The 19,962-nt window shown below is 60.2% G+C and carries 14 protein-coding genes; all 14 read left to right on the plus strand.

Annotated features, from left to right (window positions below; all coding sequences use genetic code 11):
• Positions 1–30: 30 nt before the first annotated feature.
• The 14 genes from flgH (at position 31) to BK658_RS20940 (ending at position 19,922) form a co-directional block, all read left to right on the plus strand.
• Positions 31–711: a flagellar basal body L-ring protein FlgH gene (gene flgH / locus BK658_RS20875; protein ID WP_123583970.1), complete on the plus strand. Its 681-nt coding sequence runs from the start codon at positions 31–33 to the stop codon at positions 709–711.
• A 15-nt stretch (positions 712–726) separates the two neighbouring features.
• Positions 727–1,836 (plus strand): flagellar basal body P-ring protein FlgI, encoded by a 1,110-nt coding sequence (locus BK658_RS20880; protein WP_019692404.1) that lies wholly within the window; start codon positions 727–729, stop codon positions 1,834–1,836.
• A 10-nt stretch (positions 1,837–1,846) separates the two neighbouring features.
• A complete protein-coding gene (gene flgJ, locus BK658_RS20885; RefSeq protein ID WP_123584123.1) occupies positions 1,847–3,142 on the plus strand; it encodes a flagellar assembly peptidoglycan hydrolase FlgJ in 1,296 nt (431 codons plus the stop codon).
• 23 nt (positions 3,143–3,165) lie between these two features.
• On the plus strand, positions 3,166–5,217 hold the full coding sequence (gene flgK / locus BK658_RS20890; RefSeq protein ID WP_123583971.1) for a flagellar hook-associated protein FlgK: 2,052 nt from the start codon (positions 3,166–3,168) through the stop codon (positions 5,215–5,217).
• 13 nt (positions 5,218–5,230) lie between these two features.
• A complete protein-coding gene (locus tag BK658_RS20895) occupies positions 5,231–6,799 on the plus strand; it encodes a flagellar hook-associated protein 3 (protein WP_123583972.1) in 1,569 nt (522 codons plus the stop codon).
• Between the two features lie 114 nt (positions 6,800–6,913).
• Positions 6,914–10,510: a glycosyltransferase gene (locus BK658_RS20900; RefSeq protein ID WP_123583973.1), complete on the plus strand. Its 3,597-nt coding sequence runs from the start codon at positions 6,914–6,916 to the stop codon at positions 10,508–10,510.
• A 274-nt stretch (positions 10,511–10,784) separates the two neighbouring features.
• Positions 10,785–11,558 carry a glucose-1-phosphate cytidylyltransferase gene (gene rfbF / locus BK658_RS20905; protein WP_123583974.1) on the plus strand — a complete coding sequence of 258 codons (774 nt, stop codon included), beginning with the start codon at positions 10,785–10,787 and terminating at the stop codon, positions 11,556–11,558.
• Complete coding sequence (rfbG, locus tag BK658_RS20910) at positions 11,540–12,622, plus strand: CDP-glucose 4,6-dehydratase (RefSeq protein ID WP_123583975.1); 1,083 nt, start codon at positions 11,540–11,542, stop codon at positions 12,620–12,622. Before rfbF ends, rfbG begins: the two co-directional genes overlap by 19 nt.
• Complete coding sequence (locus BK658_RS20915) at positions 12,619–13,179, plus strand: dTDP-4-dehydrorhamnose 3,5-epimerase family protein (RefSeq protein WP_123583976.1); 561 nt, start codon at positions 12,619–12,621, stop codon at positions 13,177–13,179. Before rfbG ends, BK658_RS20915 begins: the two co-directional genes overlap by 4 nt.
• The gene (locus tag BK658_RS20920; RefSeq protein WP_123583977.1) at positions 13,176–14,402 is read left to right on the plus strand and encodes a class I SAM-dependent methyltransferase; all 1,227 of its coding nucleotides are present in this window, start codon (positions 13,176–13,178) and stop codon (positions 14,400–14,402) included. Before BK658_RS20915 ends, BK658_RS20920 begins: the two co-directional genes overlap by 4 nt.
• Positions 14,399–15,520, plus strand: a complete 1,122-nt coding sequence (locus tag BK658_RS20925; RefSeq protein WP_123583978.1) for a DegT/DnrJ/EryC1/StrS family aminotransferase — start codon at positions 14,399–14,401, stop codon at positions 15,518–15,520. The genes BK658_RS20920 and BK658_RS20925 overlap by 4 nt, the downstream gene beginning before the upstream one ends.
• Positions 15,517–16,182 (plus strand): acetyltransferase, encoded by a 666-nt coding sequence (locus BK658_RS20930; protein ID WP_123583979.1) that lies wholly within the window; start codon positions 15,517–15,519, stop codon positions 16,180–16,182. The genes BK658_RS20925 and BK658_RS20930 overlap by 4 nt, the downstream gene beginning before the upstream one ends.
• 25 nt (positions 16,183–16,207) lie before the next feature.
• Positions 16,208–16,936: a cephalosporin hydroxylase family protein gene (locus BK658_RS20935; RefSeq protein ID WP_123583980.1), complete on the plus strand. Its 729-nt coding sequence runs from the start codon at positions 16,208–16,210 to the stop codon at positions 16,934–16,936.
• Between the two features lie 55 nt (positions 16,937–16,991).
• Entirely contained in the window at positions 16,992–19,922 is a 2,931-nt protein-coding gene (locus tag BK658_RS20940; protein WP_123583981.1) for a TIGR00180 family glycosyltransferase, read from the plus strand.
• The last annotated feature ends 40 nt before the right edge of the window (positions 19,923–19,962 follow it).

Raw genomic sequence — 19,962 nt, forward strand, 5'->3', positions numbered from 1 at the left:
AAGCTGCCTGCAACACCGTGAGGTAGGGTCATGAATCGCTTTGTATCTGTTCTCGCACTGAGTGGGATCGCCGTGCTCGCGGGCTGTGTCGGCCCGACGCCGAAGCCCAATGACCCGTACTACGCGCCCGTGTTGCCTCGTACACCGCTGCCGGCAGCGGCAAACAACGGCTCGATCTATCAGGCCGGTTTCGAGCAGAACCTGTACGGCGACCGCAAGGCATTCCGGGTCGGTGACATCATCACCATCACCCTGAACGAGAAGACCCAAGCCAGTAAAAACGCCAACTCCCAGGTGGACAAAACCAGTAAGACCGGACTCGGTCTGACCTCGTTGTTCGGTGGCAGCCCGGCCACCAATAGTCCTCTGAGTCTGGGTGCCAATTACAGCGGTGACCGCGCAACCAAGGGTGACAGCAAGGCAGGGCAGGGCAACAGCCTGACCGGTTCGATCACCGTCACCGTTGCTGACGTGCTGCCTAACGGCATCATTGCCGTGCGTGGCGAGAAGTGGATGACCCTCAACACCGGTGATGAGCTGGTGCGCATTGCCGGACTGGTCCGGGCGGACGATATCGCTACCGATAACACGGTGTCGTCGACTCGTATCGCTGATGCGCGCATCACCTATTCGGGCACCGGTTCGTTTGCCGACGCGAGTCAGCCAGGCTGGTTCGACCGTTTCTTCTTAAGCCCGTTGTTCCCTTTCTAGGTGATGAAACGACTCATGTTTAATTTCAAGCACCTGATGGCGGCCATGTTATTGCTGTCAACCTCCCTCGGCGTTCAGGCCGAGCGGTTGAAGGACATCGCCAGTATTTCGGGCGTGCGTTCCAACCAATTGATCGGCTACGGCCTGGTCGTCGGGCTTAACGGTACGGGTGACCAGACCACGCAAACCCCGTTCACCCTGCAGACCTTCAACAACATGCTCTCGCAGTTCGGCATCAAGGTGCCGGCCGGCTCCGGCAACGTGCAGTTGAAGAACGTCGCGGCGGTCTCGGTCAGTGCCGACTTGCCGGCGTTCGCCAAGCCGGGTCAGCAGGTCGACATCACCGTGTCCTCGATCGGTAACTCCAAGAGCCTGCGTGGCGGCACCTTGCTGCTGACGCCGCTCAAGGGTATCGACGGTAACGTCTATGCGATCGCCCAGGGCAACCTGGTGGTCGGTGGTTTTGATGCTGAAGGTCGCGACGGTTCGAAGATCACCGTCAACGTTCCGTCGGCCGGTCGCATCCCGGGTGGTGCTTCGGTCGAGCGTTCGGTGCCGAGCGGTTTCAATCAGGGCAACAGCCTGACCCTGAACCTCAATCGCTCCGACTTCACCACCGCCAAGCGCGTCGTCGACAAGATCAACAACATGCTCGGCCCTGGTGTTGCACAGGCGATTGATGGCGGTTCGATCCGCGTTACCGCGCCGCTCGATCCGAGCCAGCGCGTCGACTACTTGTCGATCCTGGAAAACCTCGAAGTCGATCCGGGTCAGGCGGTGGCCAAGGTCATCATCAACTCGCGGACCGGCACTATCGTGATCGGCCAGAACGTCAAGGTTTCACCAGCCGCCGTGACTCACGGCAGCCTGACCGTGACCATCACCGAAGACCCGATCGTCAGTCAGCCAGGACCTTTGTCCAACGGTCAGACGGCCGTCGTGCCGCGTTCCCGGGTCAACGCTCAGCAAGAAGCCAAGCCGATGTTCAAGTTTGGCCCTGGCACCACGCTGGACGAGATTGTCCGTGCGGTGAATCAGGTTGGCGCGGCGCCGGGTGACTTGATGGCGATCCTTGAAGCGTTAAAGCAGGCTGGTGCACTGCAAGCCGACCTGATCGTGATTTGATATGGCGAACATGGATCTTCACAAGAGCGGGTTGGTCAGCAGCGGCGATTCGGGTTCGTACTCGGACCTGAACCGGCTTAACCAGCTCAAGGTCGGTGACAAGAACAGCGATGCGAACATGCGCAAGGTGGCGCAGGAGTTCGAGTCGCTGTTCCTCAGCGAGATGCTCAAGTCCATGCGCTCGGCCACTGAAACACTGGGCAAGGACAATCCGCTCAACACGCCTGCGGCCAAGCAGTACCAGGAAATGTACGACCAGCAGCTGGCGGTTTCCATGTCCCGTCAGGGTCATGGTATCGGTCTGGCCGACGTGCTGATGCGCCAGATGTCGAAGAACAAGCCGCTGGCACCGGGCGAGGCGGCGGCAATGTCTGCGGCCAAGCAGGAAGCGGCGAAAGCGGCAGTATCAACGCCGGTGGCTGCTGGTACGGTGGGTACCGATGGGCCGTTGTCGCGGCTTAATGGTCAGCGGCCGTTGTGGGCGTCGCGCGCGGTCAATCCGCCGCAGCAATCGCTCGATGGTCACCGCAATGACGTGGCGATGCTCAATCAGCGTCGTCTGGCGTTGCCACCGAAACTTGCGGATCGCTTGCTCGCCGGTCTGGTGCCGTCGGCATCGACGACCGCTGCGACCGCCTCGACGGCGCTCAACAAAACTCAATTGCCTCAGGGCGCGAAGAGCGCTTCCGATCCGTTGTTCAATGGTGATTGGCTGGCCTCGCAAACGGATTCGGCATCGAGCGGGCGGATGCAGATTTATGGTCGTGCCATGGCGCAAATTCCGCTGGCGCCGGCGAAGAAAGCCTTCAGCTCTGCCGACGAATTCGTCAATACGATGATGCCGATGGCCAAGGAAGCCGCCGACCGCATTGGCGTCGACCCGCGTTATCTGGTGGCCCAGGCAGCCCTGGAAACCGGTTGGGGTAAATCGGTCATGCGTGCCCAGGATGGCAGCAGCAGTCACAACCTGTTCGGCATCAAGGCCGGCAGCAGTTGGACGGGCGATTCGGCGCGGGCGATCACCAGCGAATTCAGGAATGGCGAGATGGTCAAGGAGACGGCCGAGTTCCGTTCCTACGCCTCTTACAAGGACAGCTTCCATGACCTTGTGACATTGCTGCAAACCAATAATCGCTATCAAGATGTTGTGAAGTCGGCCGATAACCCAGAACAGTTTGTACGCGAGTTGCAAAAGGCCGGGTATGCAACCGACCCGGGCTACGCCAGCAAGATTTCGCAGATAGCCAAGCAGATGAAGAGTTACCAGAACTACGCTGCGGCGGGCTCTTCCACGACGCCTTTATAGGCATAAGGTATAAGGTCTGAATCATGAGTTTGCTCAATATCGGGATGTCGGGGTTGAATGCGGCCTCATCGTCGTTGGCGGTGACCGGCAACAACATTGCCAACGTTGATACGGCCGGCTATTCGCGCCAGCAAACCGTGCAGACCAGCAAGTCCTCGATTCAGTACGGTAACAACGTCTTCATCGGCACGGGCACGACCCTGGCCGACGTGCGTCGAGTGTATAGCTCCTATCTCGACACCCAGTTGCAGACCAGCACTTCGCTCAACGGCCAGGCATCGTCCTACCTGGGGCAAGTCACGCCGGTTGACACGCTGCTGTCTGACAGCAACACCGGCCTCAGTGGCTCACTGCAGAAGTTCTTCACGTCCCTGCAGGCTGTAGCGACCACGCCTAGCGATGATGCGTCCCGCCAATCGGTGATGACCAATGCCAAGGCCCTGAGCGATCGCTTCAACTCGATTTCCAAGCAGTTGAGCGACCAAAACACCGGCATCAATTCCAACCTGTCGGACATGGCGTCCCAGGTGAATAAGCTGGCGAGCTCGATCGCCCAGTACAACCAGCAGATCTCGCAAACAGCGGGTAGCAACACCAGTAACAGCAGTGGGCCGAGCGACCTGCTCGACAAGCGTAACGAGGCGGTCCGCCAGCTTTCAGATCTGGTTGGTGCCCAGGTTGTCGAGCGCGGCACCAACTACGATGTCTACATCGGCAGCGGTCAGCCGCTGGTGATGGGCAGCACCACTAACACCCTGGAAACCGTACCGGGCAAGACTGATCCGACTCAGTCGACGCTCCAGTTGAATCGCGGTTCGAGCGTCATCGATATTACGTCGGTGGTGACGACCGGGCAGATGGGTGGCTTGCTGAGTTATCGCAGCGAAGTGCTCAACCCGGCAATGAACGAGCTGGGGCGAGTGGCACTGGTTGTCGCCGATCAGATGAACCAGCAGCAGGCCCAGGGCATCGACAGGAACGGTAACTTCGGTTCGGCGATCTTCAGCAACATCAACAGTGCCACGTTGATCTCGCAGCGCAGCATTGCCCAGGCAGGTAACAGCGCCGGTTCCGGTAACCTCAATGTCACCATCAATGACACGGGCAAGCTGACCACCAACGATTATCAGGTGACTTTCAGCAGCGCCACGAACTACAGCGTTACGCGCTCCGACGGCACCAACATGGGAGCCTTCAGCACCACCACCACACCGGCTCCGGTGATTGACGGCTTCAGCATGACGCTCAATGGCGGCGCGATGAGCGCCGGCGACACCTTCAAGGTGACGCCGACCCGCAGCGGTGCCAGTGATATCCAGACCGTGATCACCGATCCGAAAACGCTCGCCGCGGCCGCACCTCTGAGCGGTGTCGCCAGTGCCAACAACAAAGGCACCTACAGCCAGCCAACGTTGACCAGTACCCTGGATATCTACAACCCGGCGGCCAATGCCGACCTGCAAACCGGGCTCCAGTATTCGACACCGGTCAAAGTGGTGTTCGACCCCGCGGCTGCCGGGACCCAGGGTTATAAGCTTTACGATGCCAAGGGCGTCAGCATGGGGACGGGCAGCATCGTTCCCGGTCAAAGCAATACCCTGAACCTGCAAGTGAATATGGTCGATGGCACGGGTGCCCCGATCCTGGACGGCGCGGGCGTACAGAAGACGTTCTCGATTCAAACCACCGTCAGTGGTTCGCCTGCTTCGGGTGAAAGCTTCAGTATTTCGTTGACCGGTGCCAACTCTTCGGACAACCGCAACGGGACCGCGCTGGTCGGCTTGCAGAGCAAGCAGACGGTGGAAACCGGCTCGGCGAGCAAAGGCGTCAGCATCTCGGATGCTTACGGCAAACTGATTTCCAATGTCGGTGCCCAGGCTGCTCAGGCCAAGTCTGACGGCGACGCCGCCTCGGTGATTCTGACCGGCGCCAAGAGCGCGCGCGATGCCCTGTCAGGTGTCAACCTCGATGAAGAGTCCGGCAACCTGGTGAAATACCAGCAGTACTACACAGCCTCGTCGCAGATCATCAAGGCAGCGCAGGAAACCTTCAGCACGCTGATCAACAGTCTTTAAGGAGTCGTAATTCATGCGCATTTCTACCGCCCAGTATTACGAAACGACCGCTGCCAACTATCAGCGTAACTACAGCAACGCACTGCAGACCAGCGCCGAAGCGAGCAGTCTGACCAAGGTCAACACCGCAGCTGATGATCCGATTGGTGCTGCGCGTTTGATTCAGCTTGGGCAACAGAGTTCGATGCTGGATCAGTACGCCGGCAACATCAGCAACCTCAAGGGTTCGTACAGTCAGGCCGAAACCGCCTTGAGCGCCATTGGTACCGCCTTGCAGCGGGCCAAGGAGCTGACGTTGGGTGCCAGCAACGGCACGCAGACTGATGCCGATCGTGGGGCTGCGGCCCAGGAGTTGGGGCAGATCCAGGACCAGGTGTTGGGTCTCATGAACAGTCAGGACGCCAATGGCAACTACCTGTTCGGCGGCTCCAAAACCAGCACGCCTCCGTACACTGCAAACTCCGATGGCACCTACAGCTACAATGGTGATCAGTCCGATGTGAGCCTGGCCATAGGCGACTCCATGTCGGTTGCCAGCAACATCACCGGTTGGGATGCCTTCCAGAAGGCGGCCAACACCACTCGCTCTCTGACCACCATGACCGCACCTGCGGTGGATGACGGTCGCGTAACGCTGTCCGACGGTCAGATCAGCAATAGCGCAACGTTCGATTCCAAATTCGCCGCAGGTCAGCCTTACACCGTGAGCTTTGTCAGCAGCACACAGCTGAAGATCACTGATGCGCTGGGTACCGATGTCACCGCCGAGGCCAGCCAGAATGGTGTGATCAGCAATAAAGATGCGTCTAACCAGACGGTCAGTTTCCGCGGTGTGGACCTGACGCTGAACATCAATCTGAAGCCTGGCGATACCGTTCCGGACGCAGTCATTGCCGGCCATAGCTTCCAGTTGGCGGTCAAGCCGGACACTATCAACACTTCGCGCAGCCCGGGCAACCCGTCCGTGGCAGTGATCTCCGGTGCCACCCAGACCAACTCGACCGCCTATAACAGCACCTTCCCGACGGGTGGGGCGATCCTCAAGTTCACCAGCGCCACCGCTTACGATCTGTATGCATCACCGATCACGGCTACCAGCAAACCGGTTTCCTCGGGCGTCATGGCGGGCGCTACGGCGACAGCGGCCGGGGTCACTTTCACGCTCGCCGGTACTCCGGCTGCCGGCGATCAGTTTGTTGTCCAGCCCAATGATCACCAGACCCAGAACGTTCTGGACACCCTGAGCCAGTTGCGTACGGCGTTGAATACCCCGGCAGATAACAACGCAGTGGCCTTGCAAAAAATGCAGGCAGCTGTCGCGTCGGGCATTGGTAACCTGGACACTGCGCAGGCGCAGCTGGGTTCCGCCATCACTGCCGTGGGCGTGCGTGGTCAGGCCCTGGATGATCAGACGGCAACCAACCAGAGTCTGAGCCTTGCGAACACGGCCAGCCAGTCGGCTATCCGCGACTCTGACCCGGCGGCGGTCATGACCCGTCTGACGCTGCAGCAAACCATGTTGCAGGCCGCGCAACTGGCGTTCAGCAAAATCAGTCAGCTGGGTCTGTTTAACAAGATCTAAAGGGGCCTGGCGCGAAAGCGCCCGGCCGTAAACCGCCGAATACCAATCGCCTTTTTTCAGCGGTTTCAGGGGCTCACCCGACCGGGTGAGCGTCCGCCGCTTGAGAGCCCCGCCGTGAATCCAGTCCCGTTAGTCAGCCTCGTCATTCCCGCCTTCAATCCACGCTTCTTTGCTCAGGCCCTGCGCAGTGCCCTGATCCAGCATTACGCCAACCTTGAAATCATTGTGTGCGACGACAGTCGCGGTGATGAGATCCGGCAGGTTGTCGAGTCGCTGACGGGCGATGCAGCAGAACGCGTGCGGTATGTACGAAACCCGCAGACGCTGGGGTTTGTCGGCAATCTGCTGGCGTGCCTGGGCGAGGCGAAGGGCGAGTACATCAAGTTTCTCTGTGATGACGATCAGCTATCGCCTGCGTGTATCGAGCGCCAGGCGCAGGTCCTGACCGAGCAGGCGGACATCAATCTGGTGCTGGCCCAGCGCGTGTTCTGGGATGCGGACGATCACCCGCTGCCATCACGCCTGGAGAACAGCACGCTGTCGCCGGTGTGCGGGATATTCAAGGGCGATGACCTGCTGGCGATTTTCGAGAGCTTCCCGGTCAACTTCCTCGGTGGCTTCAGCAGTGCGCTGTTGCGCCGCAAGGATGTGCAGGAACTGATGCCGGCCTTGACTCAACCTGGCCATTGCTTTGTCGCGTCGCTCGATCTGGCCTTGTACATCTGCCTGATGCGCCGGGGCAACATGGCTCAGCTCAACTACGTGTTGAGCGTCGAGCGCTTGCATCCGGAGCGTTTGATTCGTCAGCAGCCGATGAAAGATGCGGCGCAGCTGGAAAAACACTGGCTGGTGCAAATGCTCAAGGTTCGTGGTGGCGAGGGTGCTCCGGCGGGCGGCTGGGTTCGTTTCCTGCCACTGAGCCGGGCCGAAGAGGCGCCGCGAGTCTGGGAGGAGTTGCCCCTGAGTCGGACGCTGGGGAATCGCCAGGCCAGCCAGGAATATCGGGTGGGTATCGCCAGCGAGAGTTTTTCCCAGCTGTACACGCAATGGCTGGCGTGTCGCACACTCAGTGAGACTCAGCGACATCTGTTGCCGGAAACCGTCGCCGGTTGGTCGCGACAACCGAAAATCGTCCCGATCATCATCGATGATCAGTCCAGTCGTGCCAGCCTGGATCTGACCCTTAAAAGCCTTGCCGGACAGCTCTATGCGCCAGAACTGATCCTGGTGTTGTCCAGCGCCTGTACCGAAGCGCAGCTCGATGAGCGGGTGTTCAACCTGCCGTTGCAGGAGGACTGGTGCGCGCAGCTCAACGCATTGCTGGCGCAACTCGACGGGGTTGACTGGTTCTATATGCTGCGTGCCGGCGATCGTCTGGTGGAGCCGGCGCTGTTGCTGCTGGCCGAGCGCGTCAGTGCGTCACCGAGCGCATTGTGTGTGTATGGCGACGAAGGCGGATTGCGCGACGGTGAGTCGTCAGACCCGGTCTTCAAGCCGGATTTCAACCTGGACCTGATGCGCAGTTATCCCTACGTCGGGCGATCCCTGGCGTTCCAGCGTGAGCGATTCCTGGCGCTGGGTGGATTCAATTCAAGCTATGGCGAGCTGGCGCCTCACGATGTGCTGTGGCGCATGGTCGAGGACGGTGGCGTGGAGGTCGTCGAACATATTGCCGAGGTGATGCTGGAGTCGACACTCGGCCTGGCACAGTGGCTGGCGCTGCCCGACGTCATTGAGCTCAATCCGCAAGTGTTGGAGGCGCATCTTCAGCGATTGGGCGTTGCCCATGAGATTCGCCAGGGCAGTTTTACCTTGCTCAATCGTGTCGATTACCTGCACGCCGAGCGGCCGCTGGTGTCGATCATCATTGTCTGCAAGGACCAGTTGGCAGTGCTGCAACGGTGTGTCGAAAGCCTGTTGGAGAAAACCGCCTACAGCGAGTACGAGTTGCTGCTGGTCGACAACGGCAGTGAGTCTGCGCAGACGCTTGAGTGGCTGAGTGCCATGGCCCAGTTGGGCAGTGACCGGTTGCGGGTGCTGACGTATCCACAGCAGGGGAATGTCGCGGCGACGCGCAATTTTGCGGCGCAACAGGCTCGCGGTGAATACCTGCTGATGCTCGACCCGTATGTGGTGGTCACCCGTGCGGACTGGCTGGGTGAGTTGCTCAATCATGCGCAGCGTCCGGAAGTCGGTGTCGTCGGGGCCAAGCTGTTCAATCCTGATGGTTGCGTGCTGCATGCCGGCTTGATACTCGGGCTGCAAGGGCCGGCCGGTTCGCCGTTTTTCGCTGACTCGCTGAACGCGGCGGGCTACATGCACCGCTTGCAGGTGGTTCAGGACCTAAGCGCTGTCGGTGCCGATTGCCTGATGGTGCGCAAGGCAATATTCGAGAGTGTCGGCGGGCTGCAGGCGCAGGATTTTGCCTTGACCCTCAACGAGGTGGACCTGTGTTTGCGGGTCCGTCAGAACGGCTATCTGGTGGTGTGGACGCCGTACGCCCAGTTGGCCCTCGGGACACAGCCTGCTGTCGTCCCGGACAAGGCCGAGTTGGCGCAACGCACGCAAGAGCAGGAAACCTTCTACCGGCGCTGGTTGCCCATTGTTGCTCGCGACCCGGCGTACAACCCGAACCTGATGCTCAATACGCTAGGGGGTTCCAGTTACAGCCTGGAGCCAGGCTTGCGCACCGGCTGGAGCCCGTTTTCCGTTCGCCAGTTACCGAACATCATGGCGCTGCCGGTCAACTCCTCGGCAGTCGGTCACTATCGGGCGATTCAGCCGCTGGTCGAACTGCAGAAGGCGGGTCGTGCGACCGGGCGGATCTACTACGACCTGCCGTCGATCATCGAGATCGAGCGTGAGTCGCCGGACGTCATCATCCTGCAAGGGCGTTACAGTGAAGGGCCGATCAACGAGGTTGCTGCCTTCAAGCCCTTTACCAACGCCCGACTGATTTACGAACTTGATGACTATGTCATCAAAGCGCCGAAGAAGAACGCGCACATTCGCAATATGCCGGACAACGTCGAGATGGAGCGTCTGGTCCGTCGCGGTATCGGCCTGTGCGATCGGGTGGTGGTTTCGACTCAACCACTGGCCGATGCGTTGTCGTCGATGCATCACGACATTCGGGTCGTGCCGAACATGCTCGCCACTCATCTTTGGGATGGCCTGCGCAGTCAGCGCCGAACCTCGAAAAAGCCACGGGTAGGCTGGGGTGGCGGTACCAGTCACTCGGGCGACCTGGCGATCATCGCCGACGTCGTTCGCGAGTTGGCCAACGAGGTGGATTGGGTGTTCTTCGGTATGTGTCCCGAAGAATTGCTGCCTTACATGCATGAGTTCCATGGCGTGATCGACCTCAGTGTCTACCCGGCGAAACTGGCCAGCCTGAACCTCGACCTGGCACTGGCACCGCTGGAGTTTCATATTTTCAACGACTGCAAGAGCAATCTGCGTCTGCTGGAATACGGCGCCTGCGGCTACCCGGTGGTGTGTACCGATACCGAGGCGTATCGGGGTTATCTGCCGTGCACTCGGGTTGTCAGCAACAGCACCGATGAGTGGTTGCAAGCCATCCGCATGCACCTGGCCGACCCGGACGCCAGCTACCGCATGGGTGATGAACTGCGCGAAGCGGTGCTGCGCGACTACATGCTGCGCGGAGATAACGTGCGGTACTGGGAAAATGGCTGGTTGGGCGACTGACACCCCCTGCCTTCGAAGCTGCCGAAGGCTGCGATCTTTTCAATAGCACAATCAAAAGATCGCAGCCTGCGGCAGCTCCTACGCCCGTTTCTGTTTCCGTTTTTGTGTCAGCGCTAGCTGGCGCGTTTCCTGCAAGTCCCCCTCAAAATCGCCATAAATCGAGCATGTGCGGTGCAGCCAGATAGTGATGGGTGCAGCCTCATACGATTTATCCAGACGGTCGCAAAGCCTTGCAGGGCTTGGGCTGGCCCTGTGACGAACAAGAGGGGACAAGATGAAGGCAGTTATTCTGGCGGGTGGCCTGGGCACGCGGATCAGCGAAGAGTCGCACCTCAAGCCCAAGCCGATGATCGAGATCGGCGGCAAGCCAATTCTCTGGCACATCATGAAGCAGTATTCCGCACACGGAATTCACGACTTCGTGATTTGCCTGGGCTACAAGGGCTACGCGATCAAGGACTTTTTCGCCAACTACTTTCTGCATACCTCTGACGTCACGTTCGACATGTCGAACAACCGCATGGACGTTCACCAGAACTACAGCGAGCCTTGGCGTGTCACCTTGATCGACACCGGCGAAGAGACCATGACCGGTGGCCGTTTGCGGCGTGCCAGCCGCTATCTGGAAGATCAGGAAGCGTTCTGCTTTACCTATGGCGACGGTGTTTCGGACCTGAATATTGGCGCGCTGGTGGATTTCCACTTGAGCAGCGGCAAGCTGGCCACGGTCACGGCGGTACAGCCACCCGGACGCTACGGCGCGCTGGAGCGCGACGGTGATCTGGTGCGCGGCTTCATCGAAAAACCTCGTGGCGATGGCGGCTGGATCAACGGCGGCTTCTTTGTCTTGTCGCCCAAGGTGCTGTCGCTGATCAAAGCCGACGAGACAGTTTGGGAATCCGAACCGCTGATGACCCTGGCGGCCGAGGGACAACTGAACGCCTTCCAGCACGATGGTTTCTGGCACCCGATGGATACCCTGCGTGACAAGAATCATCTGGAACACCTGTGGCAGAGCGGGGAGGCCCCATGGAAGCTGTGGGACTGAGCCCGCAATTCTGGCGCGGCAAGCGGGTACTGGTCACCGGGCACACAGGTTTCAAAGGCAGTTGGTTGACGCTGTGGCTGCAAAGCCTGGGGGCTGAGGTCACGGGCTTTGCCCTGGACCCGTCCACCGAACCAAGTCTGTTCGAACTGGCGCGCGTTGCTGAAGGCATCAATGACCAGCGCGGTGACTTGCGTGACTTGGGTGCGTTGCTGGAACTGATCGCCGAGGTTCAGCCAGAAATCGTCCTGCATCTGGCAGCGCAACCATTGGTGCGCGAAGGCTACCGTGACCCGCTCGGGACTTACTCGAGCAACGTCATGGGCACGCTCAATCTGCTGGAAGCGATTCGTCAGATCGGCGGGGTGCGCGCGTGCGTGCTGGTGACCACTGACAAGGTCTACGCCAATCAGGAATGGCTGTGGCCCTATCGCGAGAACGAAGCCCTTGGCGGCCATGATCCTTACAGCAGCAGCAAGGCCTGTTGCGAGTTGTTGGCGCAGTCTTACGCAGCCTCGTTTTTCCCTGCCGAGCGGCATGCCGAGCACGGTCTGGCATTGGCCACGGCGCGTGCCGGGAATGTGCTCGGTGGCGGTGATTTCGCCCCGGAACGGTTGATTCCCGATGTGCTCAAGGCGTGGTCGGCGAATGAGCCGGTGACCCTGCGTTATCCACAAGCCGTTCGCCCGTGGCAGCACGCGCTGGAACCGCTGGCCGGTTACCTGCAACTGGCGGCGGGTCTGTATGAGCACGGTCCGAAATTCGCCGGTGCGTGGAACTTCGGGCCGAGTGAAAGCGATATGTGCAGCGTCGGTGAAGTGGTCGAACTGCTCTCCAGGCGTTGGCCGCACGCGCGAGGTTTGCGCGTCGAACCGAGCGAGTTGCATGAGGCCGGCCTGTTGCGCCTGGACAGCAGTCGCGCCCGTCAGTTGTTGGCATGGCAGCCGCGCTGGTCGCTGCAAGACTGTCTGACGCACACTCTGGATTGGCACCTGGCCTGGGAAAATGGCGATGACATGCGTGCCATCACGCTGCACCAGCTGAACCTGTATCGGGGGCCGCTGTGAGTGAGTTTTGCATCAGTGCGTTGCCTCTCCAGGGCTTGTTCAGTGTTCAGCACAAGCGTCATGAAGATCAGCGCGGGCACTTCGCCCGGCTGTTCTGCGAGGGCAGCCTGAACGCCTTTGGCGAGCCGTTCCATATTCGTCAGATCAACCAGTCCTGCACCCGTGAGCGCGGCAGCGTGCGCGGTTTGCATTATCAGAATGCCCAGGCCCCGGAAGCCAAACTGATCACCTGCCTGCGCGGTGAAGTCTGGGATGTTGCGGTCGATCTGCGACCGGACTCGGCGACCTTTTTGCAATGGCACGCCGAGCACTTGCGCGCCGGTGATGGTCGCAGCCTGTTGATTCCAGCAGGTTTCGCCCATGGCTTTCAGACCTTGAGCGATGATGCCGAGCTGCTCTATTTGCACAGCGCCGATTACGCCCCGGATCACGAGGGCGGCCTGTCGGTACTCGATCCGCGTCTGGCGATTGCCTGGCCCGAGCCTGTCAAAAATCTGTCGACCCGGGATGCCGCCCATCCCTGGCTTGATGACCATTTCCCTGGAGTGCGTCTATGAATTGCCGAGGTTGCGGCACCCCGTTGGCGTTGCCATTGATCGACCTGGGCACTTCGCCGCCGTCCAACGCGTACCTTCGGGCCGAGCAGTTGGAGCAGGCCGAGCAATGGGTCCCGTTGAAAGTTGCGGTCTGCCAGGAATGCTGGCTGGTGCAGACCGAGGACTACACCAGTGCTGACAGTCTGTTCGATGCGGACTATGCGTATTTCAGTTCGTTTTCCAGCACCTGGCTGGCCCATGCCGATCGATATGTGGCCGAGATGGTCGAGCGTTTCGGGCTGACCGCTGACAGTCGTGTCGTGGAAATTGCCGCCAACGATGGCTACTTGCTGCAGTACGTTGCACAACGCGGTATCCATTGCCTCGGCGTCGAGCCGACCCGCAGCACGGCACAGGCCGCGCGGGAAAAAGGCCTGGACATACGCGAGCTGTTCTTCGGTCGCGACAGCGCCTCGCAGTTGCTGAGCGAAGGCTGGGGCGCGGACCTGATGGCCGCCAACAATGTGCTGGCGCATGTGCCGGACATCAATGATTTCCTCAGCGGTTTCGCGACGCTGCTCAAGCCCTCGGGCGTGGCGACGTTCGAGTTTCCGCAGTTGCTGACGCTGATGGCCGGGCAGCAGTTCGACACCCTTTACCACGAGCACTATTCCTATCTGTCGCTGACCGCCGTGCAGCGTTTGTGCGAGCGCAATGGCCTGGAAGTTTTCGATGTCAGCGAGCTGCCGACCCATGGCGGCTCACTGCGGGTGTTCGTGCAGCGTGCCGATGGTGTGCGCCGTGAAGTAACGCCTGCCGTGCAACAGCAGTTGCAGGTCGAGCAGGCGGCCGGGGTGAAAACCGCTGCCTACTACGCGACCCTGGCCCCGGCCGCGGAACAGATCAAACACGGACTGCTGCGTTTCCTGTTGCAGGCCAAGGCCGAGGGCAAGCGCGTAGTCGGCTATGGCGCCGCCGCCAAAGGCAACACCTTGCTCAACTATGCCGGGGTCAAGCCAGACCTCCTGGCCTGGGTGGCGGATGCCAGCCCGCACAAGCAAGGCAAGTTCTTGCCGGGCAGTCGCATTCCGGTGGTGTCTCCCGAGCGGATTGAAATCGAGAAGCCGGACTATGTCCTGGTGCTGCCATGGAACCTGTTGGACGAGATCACCCAGCAATACGCAGTTGTCCGCAGTTGGGGCGGGCGTTTTGTCGTTGCCATTCCGGAGTTGAGCTTCAGATGAGCCGAATTCACTACACCAAGCCCAGTGTGGGCGAGCTGGAAGCCAAGTACGTGCTGGACGCTGTGCAGCATGGCTGGGGCGAGCGTTGCTACGAATACATCACGCGTTTCGAGAAGTCCTTTGCACAGCACATGGGCGTGCCCTATGCCATCGCGACGTCCAGTTGCACTGGTGCCTTGCACATGGGCATGGCGGCACTGGGGATCGGCCCGGGCGATGAAGTGATCCTGGCCAACACCAACTGGATCGCCTCGGCGGCACCCATCGATTACCTGGGCGCGACGCCGGTTTTTGTCGATGTGTTGCCGGACAGCTGGTGTCTGGACCCGGAGCTGGTCCGGCAAGCCATTACGCCACGGACCAAAGCCATCGTGGCGGTGCATTTGTACGGCAACCTGTGCGATCTGGACGCGTTGCTTGCGATCGGCCGCGAGCACGGGATTGCGGTCATCGAAGACGCCGCCGAAGCCATCGGCTCGCAATGGCGTGGTAAAGCCGCGGGTTCGTTAGGGGCCTTCGGCGCTTTCTCCTTTCATGGCACCAAGACCATGACCACCGGGGAAGGCGGGATTTTCGTGACCTCGGACAAGGCGCTGTATGAACGAGTGCTGACACTCTCCAACCACGGTCGGGTCAGTGGTAGCACGCGTCAGTTCTGGCCGGATTTCATCGGCTTCAAATACAAGATGAGTAACCTGCAGGCCGCCGTCGGTTGTGCGCAGATCGAACGTGTCGATGAGCTGATCGCCCGCAAACGCGCGATCTTCGATCGGTATGCCCAAGGGCTGCTGGATATCCCGTTGCTGTCCATGAACCCGCAACCGGAGCATTCCAGGAACGGTTACTGGATGCCCACCGTGGTGTTCCATGAAAGCACCGGTATTACCCGAGAGCTGTTGATCGAAGCCTTTCAAGCGGCGGATATCGATGCCCGGGTATTTTTCTGGCCGTTGTCGGCGTTGCCGATGTTTGCCGATAAACCGGTGCACACGCCGACGGCTTTCTCGCTGTCGGAACGGGCGATCAATCTGCCGAGTTACCACGACATGACCGACGCCGATCAACAGCGGGTGATCGCGGTGATTCGCACGGTCTGCCAGCAAAGGAATGTGCTGTGAAGGTCTACCTGTTGGGCGCGGCGAACCCTGAAGCAGTGCGCATGATCGGCTCCGCCAAACGGGCCAACCCGGCTGTGGAGTTTGCCTTTCTCGACAACGATGCAGCCAAGCACGGCACGCTGTTTTACGGCGTGCCGGTGATCGGTGGGGTAGAACGTGTGGCCGACTTGAAAGGCCCCGACGCGCACTTCGTGAACCTGATCACCCGCGACACCAGAACCCGTTACGAGACGACGCGGCAGATCATCGAGGCCGGCGGAACGCTGGGCAACTTCCTGCACCCCGGTATCGATCTGAGCATGACGCGCATGGGCACCGGCAACTATCTCCAGGAAGGCGTGATCATTCAGGCCGAAGTGTCCCTGGGCGATAACAGCAGTATCAGTTACGGCAGCCTGATCGGGCACGAAGGCCGGATCGGGCACTCCGTGTTCATGGCGCCCGGCGTAGCCATCGCCGGCTGCGTCGAAGTGGGGGACGGGGCTTTCATCGGCACCAACGCCACCATTCTTCCGCGTTTGCGGATTGGCCGCTGGGCAACGGTCGGTGCCGGCGCCGTGGTCACCCGGGACGTTCCCGACTATGCAGTTGTCGTGGGCAATCCCGCACGAATTATCAAGACTCAGGCCGTCCCTTATCAGGACGGTCGGGTTTTCAACTAACAACACCCCGTATCGGAGCGTTTGCATGAATCCTCATGAGCAGTTTCGCGAAGAAGTAAGCCAGAACATCGAAGGCTTGCAGCAAGACAAAAAACTTCAGTCCGAGTCGCTGGACTGGGTCGGTGTCACGGCCAAACACAAATACACCTACAACTTCAGCTGGATGGGCCGGCCGATCATTCAGTTTCCTCAGGACATGGTTGCCATGCAGGAAATCATCTGGGACCTGCGCCCGGATGTGATCGTCGAAACGGGCATCGCTCACGGCGGCTCCCTGGTGTTTTACGCCTCGATGCTGGAACTGATCGGCCACGGCGAAGTGCTGGGCGTGGACATCGACATTCGCCAACACAACCGCGAAGCCATTGAAGCCCACCCGATGGCGCGCCGGATCAGCATGATCCAGGGTTCGAGCATCGATCCGGCCATCGTTGATGAAGTGCGTGCGCGGGTTGCCGGCAAGAAAGTGCTGGTAGTTCTGGACTCCAACCATACTCATGAACACGTGCTTGAAGAGTTACGCCTGTACGCGCCGCTGGTTTCGCTCGGCAGCTACTGCGTGGTGATGGACACCGTGGTCGAAGACATGCCGGAAGACGCTTTCCCGGATCGTCCGTGGGGCAAGGGCGATAACCCGAAAACTGCTGTCTGGGCCTACCTGGAAGAAAACCGCGACTTTGAAATCGATGCGCGGATTCACAGCAAGCTGCTGATCACCGTCGCGCCGGACGGCTATCTGCGTCGGGTTCGTTAAGCAACGACATCATTGTTGAGTTCATCGGGCGATACGCCGGTTGTGGGGAAAAATTATGCAAGGCAAGTGCGGTTCTGAAAGCGGATTACCATTGAACGAGTTGTTGACGGTGGTACTCATCACCCACAACCGACCGGCCTTTGCGCGCCGGGCGGTGAAGTTTTACAGCGCCTTGCCTTGCAGGATTCTGGTGCTGGACTCTTCGACCCAGGTCACCGATGGCATCGACGGCGTGTACCCCTCGGTCGACTATCAGCACCTGCCGCAGTACGGTTATTGGGGCATTCGGGCCAAGCTCGACTACGGCGTGCAGCAAGTCACCACGCCCTACATGGTGTTTGCCGCCGACGATGACTTCATCGTGCATGACGCCCTCGACGCTTCGGTGTCGTTCCTGGAAGCCAATCCGGATTACGGCATGTGCCATGGCTATTGCCTGATGTACCTGACCCTGGCCAACAGCGTGAGCTACTACCGTCGGGACAAGAAGGTCTGTGAAGACTATTCATCCGAGCGTGCGCAGGATCGGGTCATCGACTTCATGCATCAGTACATCCCGCCGTTCTATGCGGTTCACCGCACCGAGCTGTTGCGTGACTGGTACGCGGTCATGCCGGAGGACACCATCTTCGAATGGCAGGAAATCGGCCATGCGTACTACATGCTGGCAATGGCCAAGGCGCGAATTCTGCCGATCCCGTATGTGGTGCGAGAGGTCAATTACCTTGAGTCGGAGCACAACACCGAGATCTACAGCACCCTGACCCTCGCCGATGCTAAATCGGTAGCGGATCGTGAAACGTTCGCCCAATTGCTGGCGACGTTGCCAAGTACCCGCACCGGTCTTGATACGGAGCAGGCCAGGCAATTGGCACTGGACAGTTTCGAGGCGATGGCCGACAGCCTGCGCAACCGTCGGGCGTTGACTGCCGAGCCGATTTTCGAGTCGCGCTGGAACAATGTGCAGAAGGGGCCAGACCGCCAATTCGGGCTTTTGCAATACGTCGAAATGCCTTTCTACAATCAAAAGTTCTTCGACCTGTTGAGCCAGTTTGAATTTCTGCTGCATGCCATGCCGGCTGGCCGCGTTCAGCTTCAGGGGCTCGAAGGTATCTGGACGATGCAGGCTGACATGATGCGGCCCCGCAACAACGACACCCCAGAAAGCGTCGTCGAGCGCCTGGGGTACGCGTACGGCAGCAACCCGTTCAACCGTCAGGTGGTCAAGCGTCTGGCGCAGCAGTTGGAGCTTCTGGGCGAAGCGGACGATGCGCGGGACATGTTTGCCTGGGCCGAGCGTCTGGACGCGGTATCGACTCAAGGCAATGACGAGGTGTTCGGTGCCATGCGCTCCGGTCGCCTGCTCAAATGGCTGGCGGCGCGCAGCCCGGACGCTGACGAAATCGCTGCGACGTCGCGTTATCTGGTGGCCCACAATGGTGGTCCACAGTTCGGCATTCTGGTGCTGGATCTGGACAACGACGCGGCCAAGCTACAGATCACCCTCGACAGCCTGCTGGAAGGTCACAACCACGCCTTCAAGATCGTGGTGTTCACCACGGGCGAGCCGCTGGCGGCAACGACGGTGCACAACACCTTGCACTTCGTTTGCGTAACGCAGGCCAACTATGTCGACAAGCTTAATCAGATCGCGCGTCAATCGCCGTGCGACTGGTTGCTGCTGACCGAGGCGGGGGACGAGTTCACTGCTGGTGGCTTGTTGCGCGCAGGTCTGGAACTGCACGCCGCGCCTGACTGTCGAGCAGTGGCAGCGGACGAGATTCAGCGTGATACCAGTGGCGCGCTGATCGATGTGTTCCGCCCAGGCTTCAACCTCGACCTGCTGCAAAGCCTGCCAGCGCTGATGGCGCGGCATTGGCTGATCCGCAAGGATGTGTTGTTGGAAGCGGGCGGTTACCAGGCCGACTTCAGCAAGGCGCTGGAGTTCGACCTGCTGCTGCGCATCATCGAGCAGGGCGGCCTGGCCTGGCTGGCCCATCTGGACGAACCGTTGCTGATCACTCGCGCGCCAGTACTGGAAGACAATGCCCACGAACGTCAGGCGTTGATCCGTCACCTTGCGACCCGTGGCTACAAGGCGCAAGTCAGCTCGGCCGAGCCAGGCACGTATCAAATCGATTACCGTCACACCGAGCGTCCACTGGTGTCGATCATCCTGGCCAGCCAGGACAATCTGGAGCAGCTGCAACGGTGCCTGACCGGCATTGTGCAACGAACCCGCTACACCCGTTACGAGGTGCTGATCGCCGACAACGCGAGCCAGTCACCGGACATCCAGCAATGGCTGGACGGCCTCGGGCAGCCGGGCGACAAGGTCCGTGTCCTGCGGGCGCACGAGCGTCTCAGCCAGTCGGCGTTGTATAACGAGGCCAGCCAGCAGGCCCAGGGTGAATACCTGGTGCTGCTGGCGGCGGACAGTGAAGTGGTCAACCCGAACTGGCTCGAGTCCCTGCTCAACCAGGCCCAGCGCCCGGAAGTCGGTGTGGTCGGCGTCAAGCTGCTGGATCGCGACGGCAAAGTGACTCAGGCCGGGTTGATCCTGGGCATGAACGACGGTGTCGGTTCGGCGTTCGTCGGTGAGCCGAAGGATGCCAAGGGCTATCTGAATCGTCTGGTGCTGGAGCAGAACTACTCAGCCGTCTCGGCGGTGTGCCTGATGATTCGCAAGGCGCTGTTCGACGAGGTTGGCGGGCTGGACGAACACGCGTTTGCCAATGCCTACGGTGATGTCGACCTGTGCCTCAAGGCCGGTCAGGCTGGTTATCTGGTGGTGTGGACGCCGCAAGTACAGGTCATCCATCCAGGCACCTTGCCCGATGCACCGCAGGCGCTTGCGGCCTTGCGTGAAAAATGGGCCGGGCCGTTCCAGCACGATCTGGCGTACAACAAGAACCTCGCCCTGACCGGCAAGGGTTTCACCCTTGGCAATCCGACCAGCGTGAATTGGGCGCGGTTGCTGGTTTAAGTCTGGCGTAACGGTAGAGGGGCACTACACATGTTCAATG

The sequence above is a fragment of the Pseudomonas brassicacearum genome, assembly GCF_003732175.1.
GTDB lineage: Bacteria > Pseudomonadota > Gammaproteobacteria > Pseudomonadales > Pseudomonadaceae > Aquipseudomonas > Aquipseudomonas brassicacearum_G.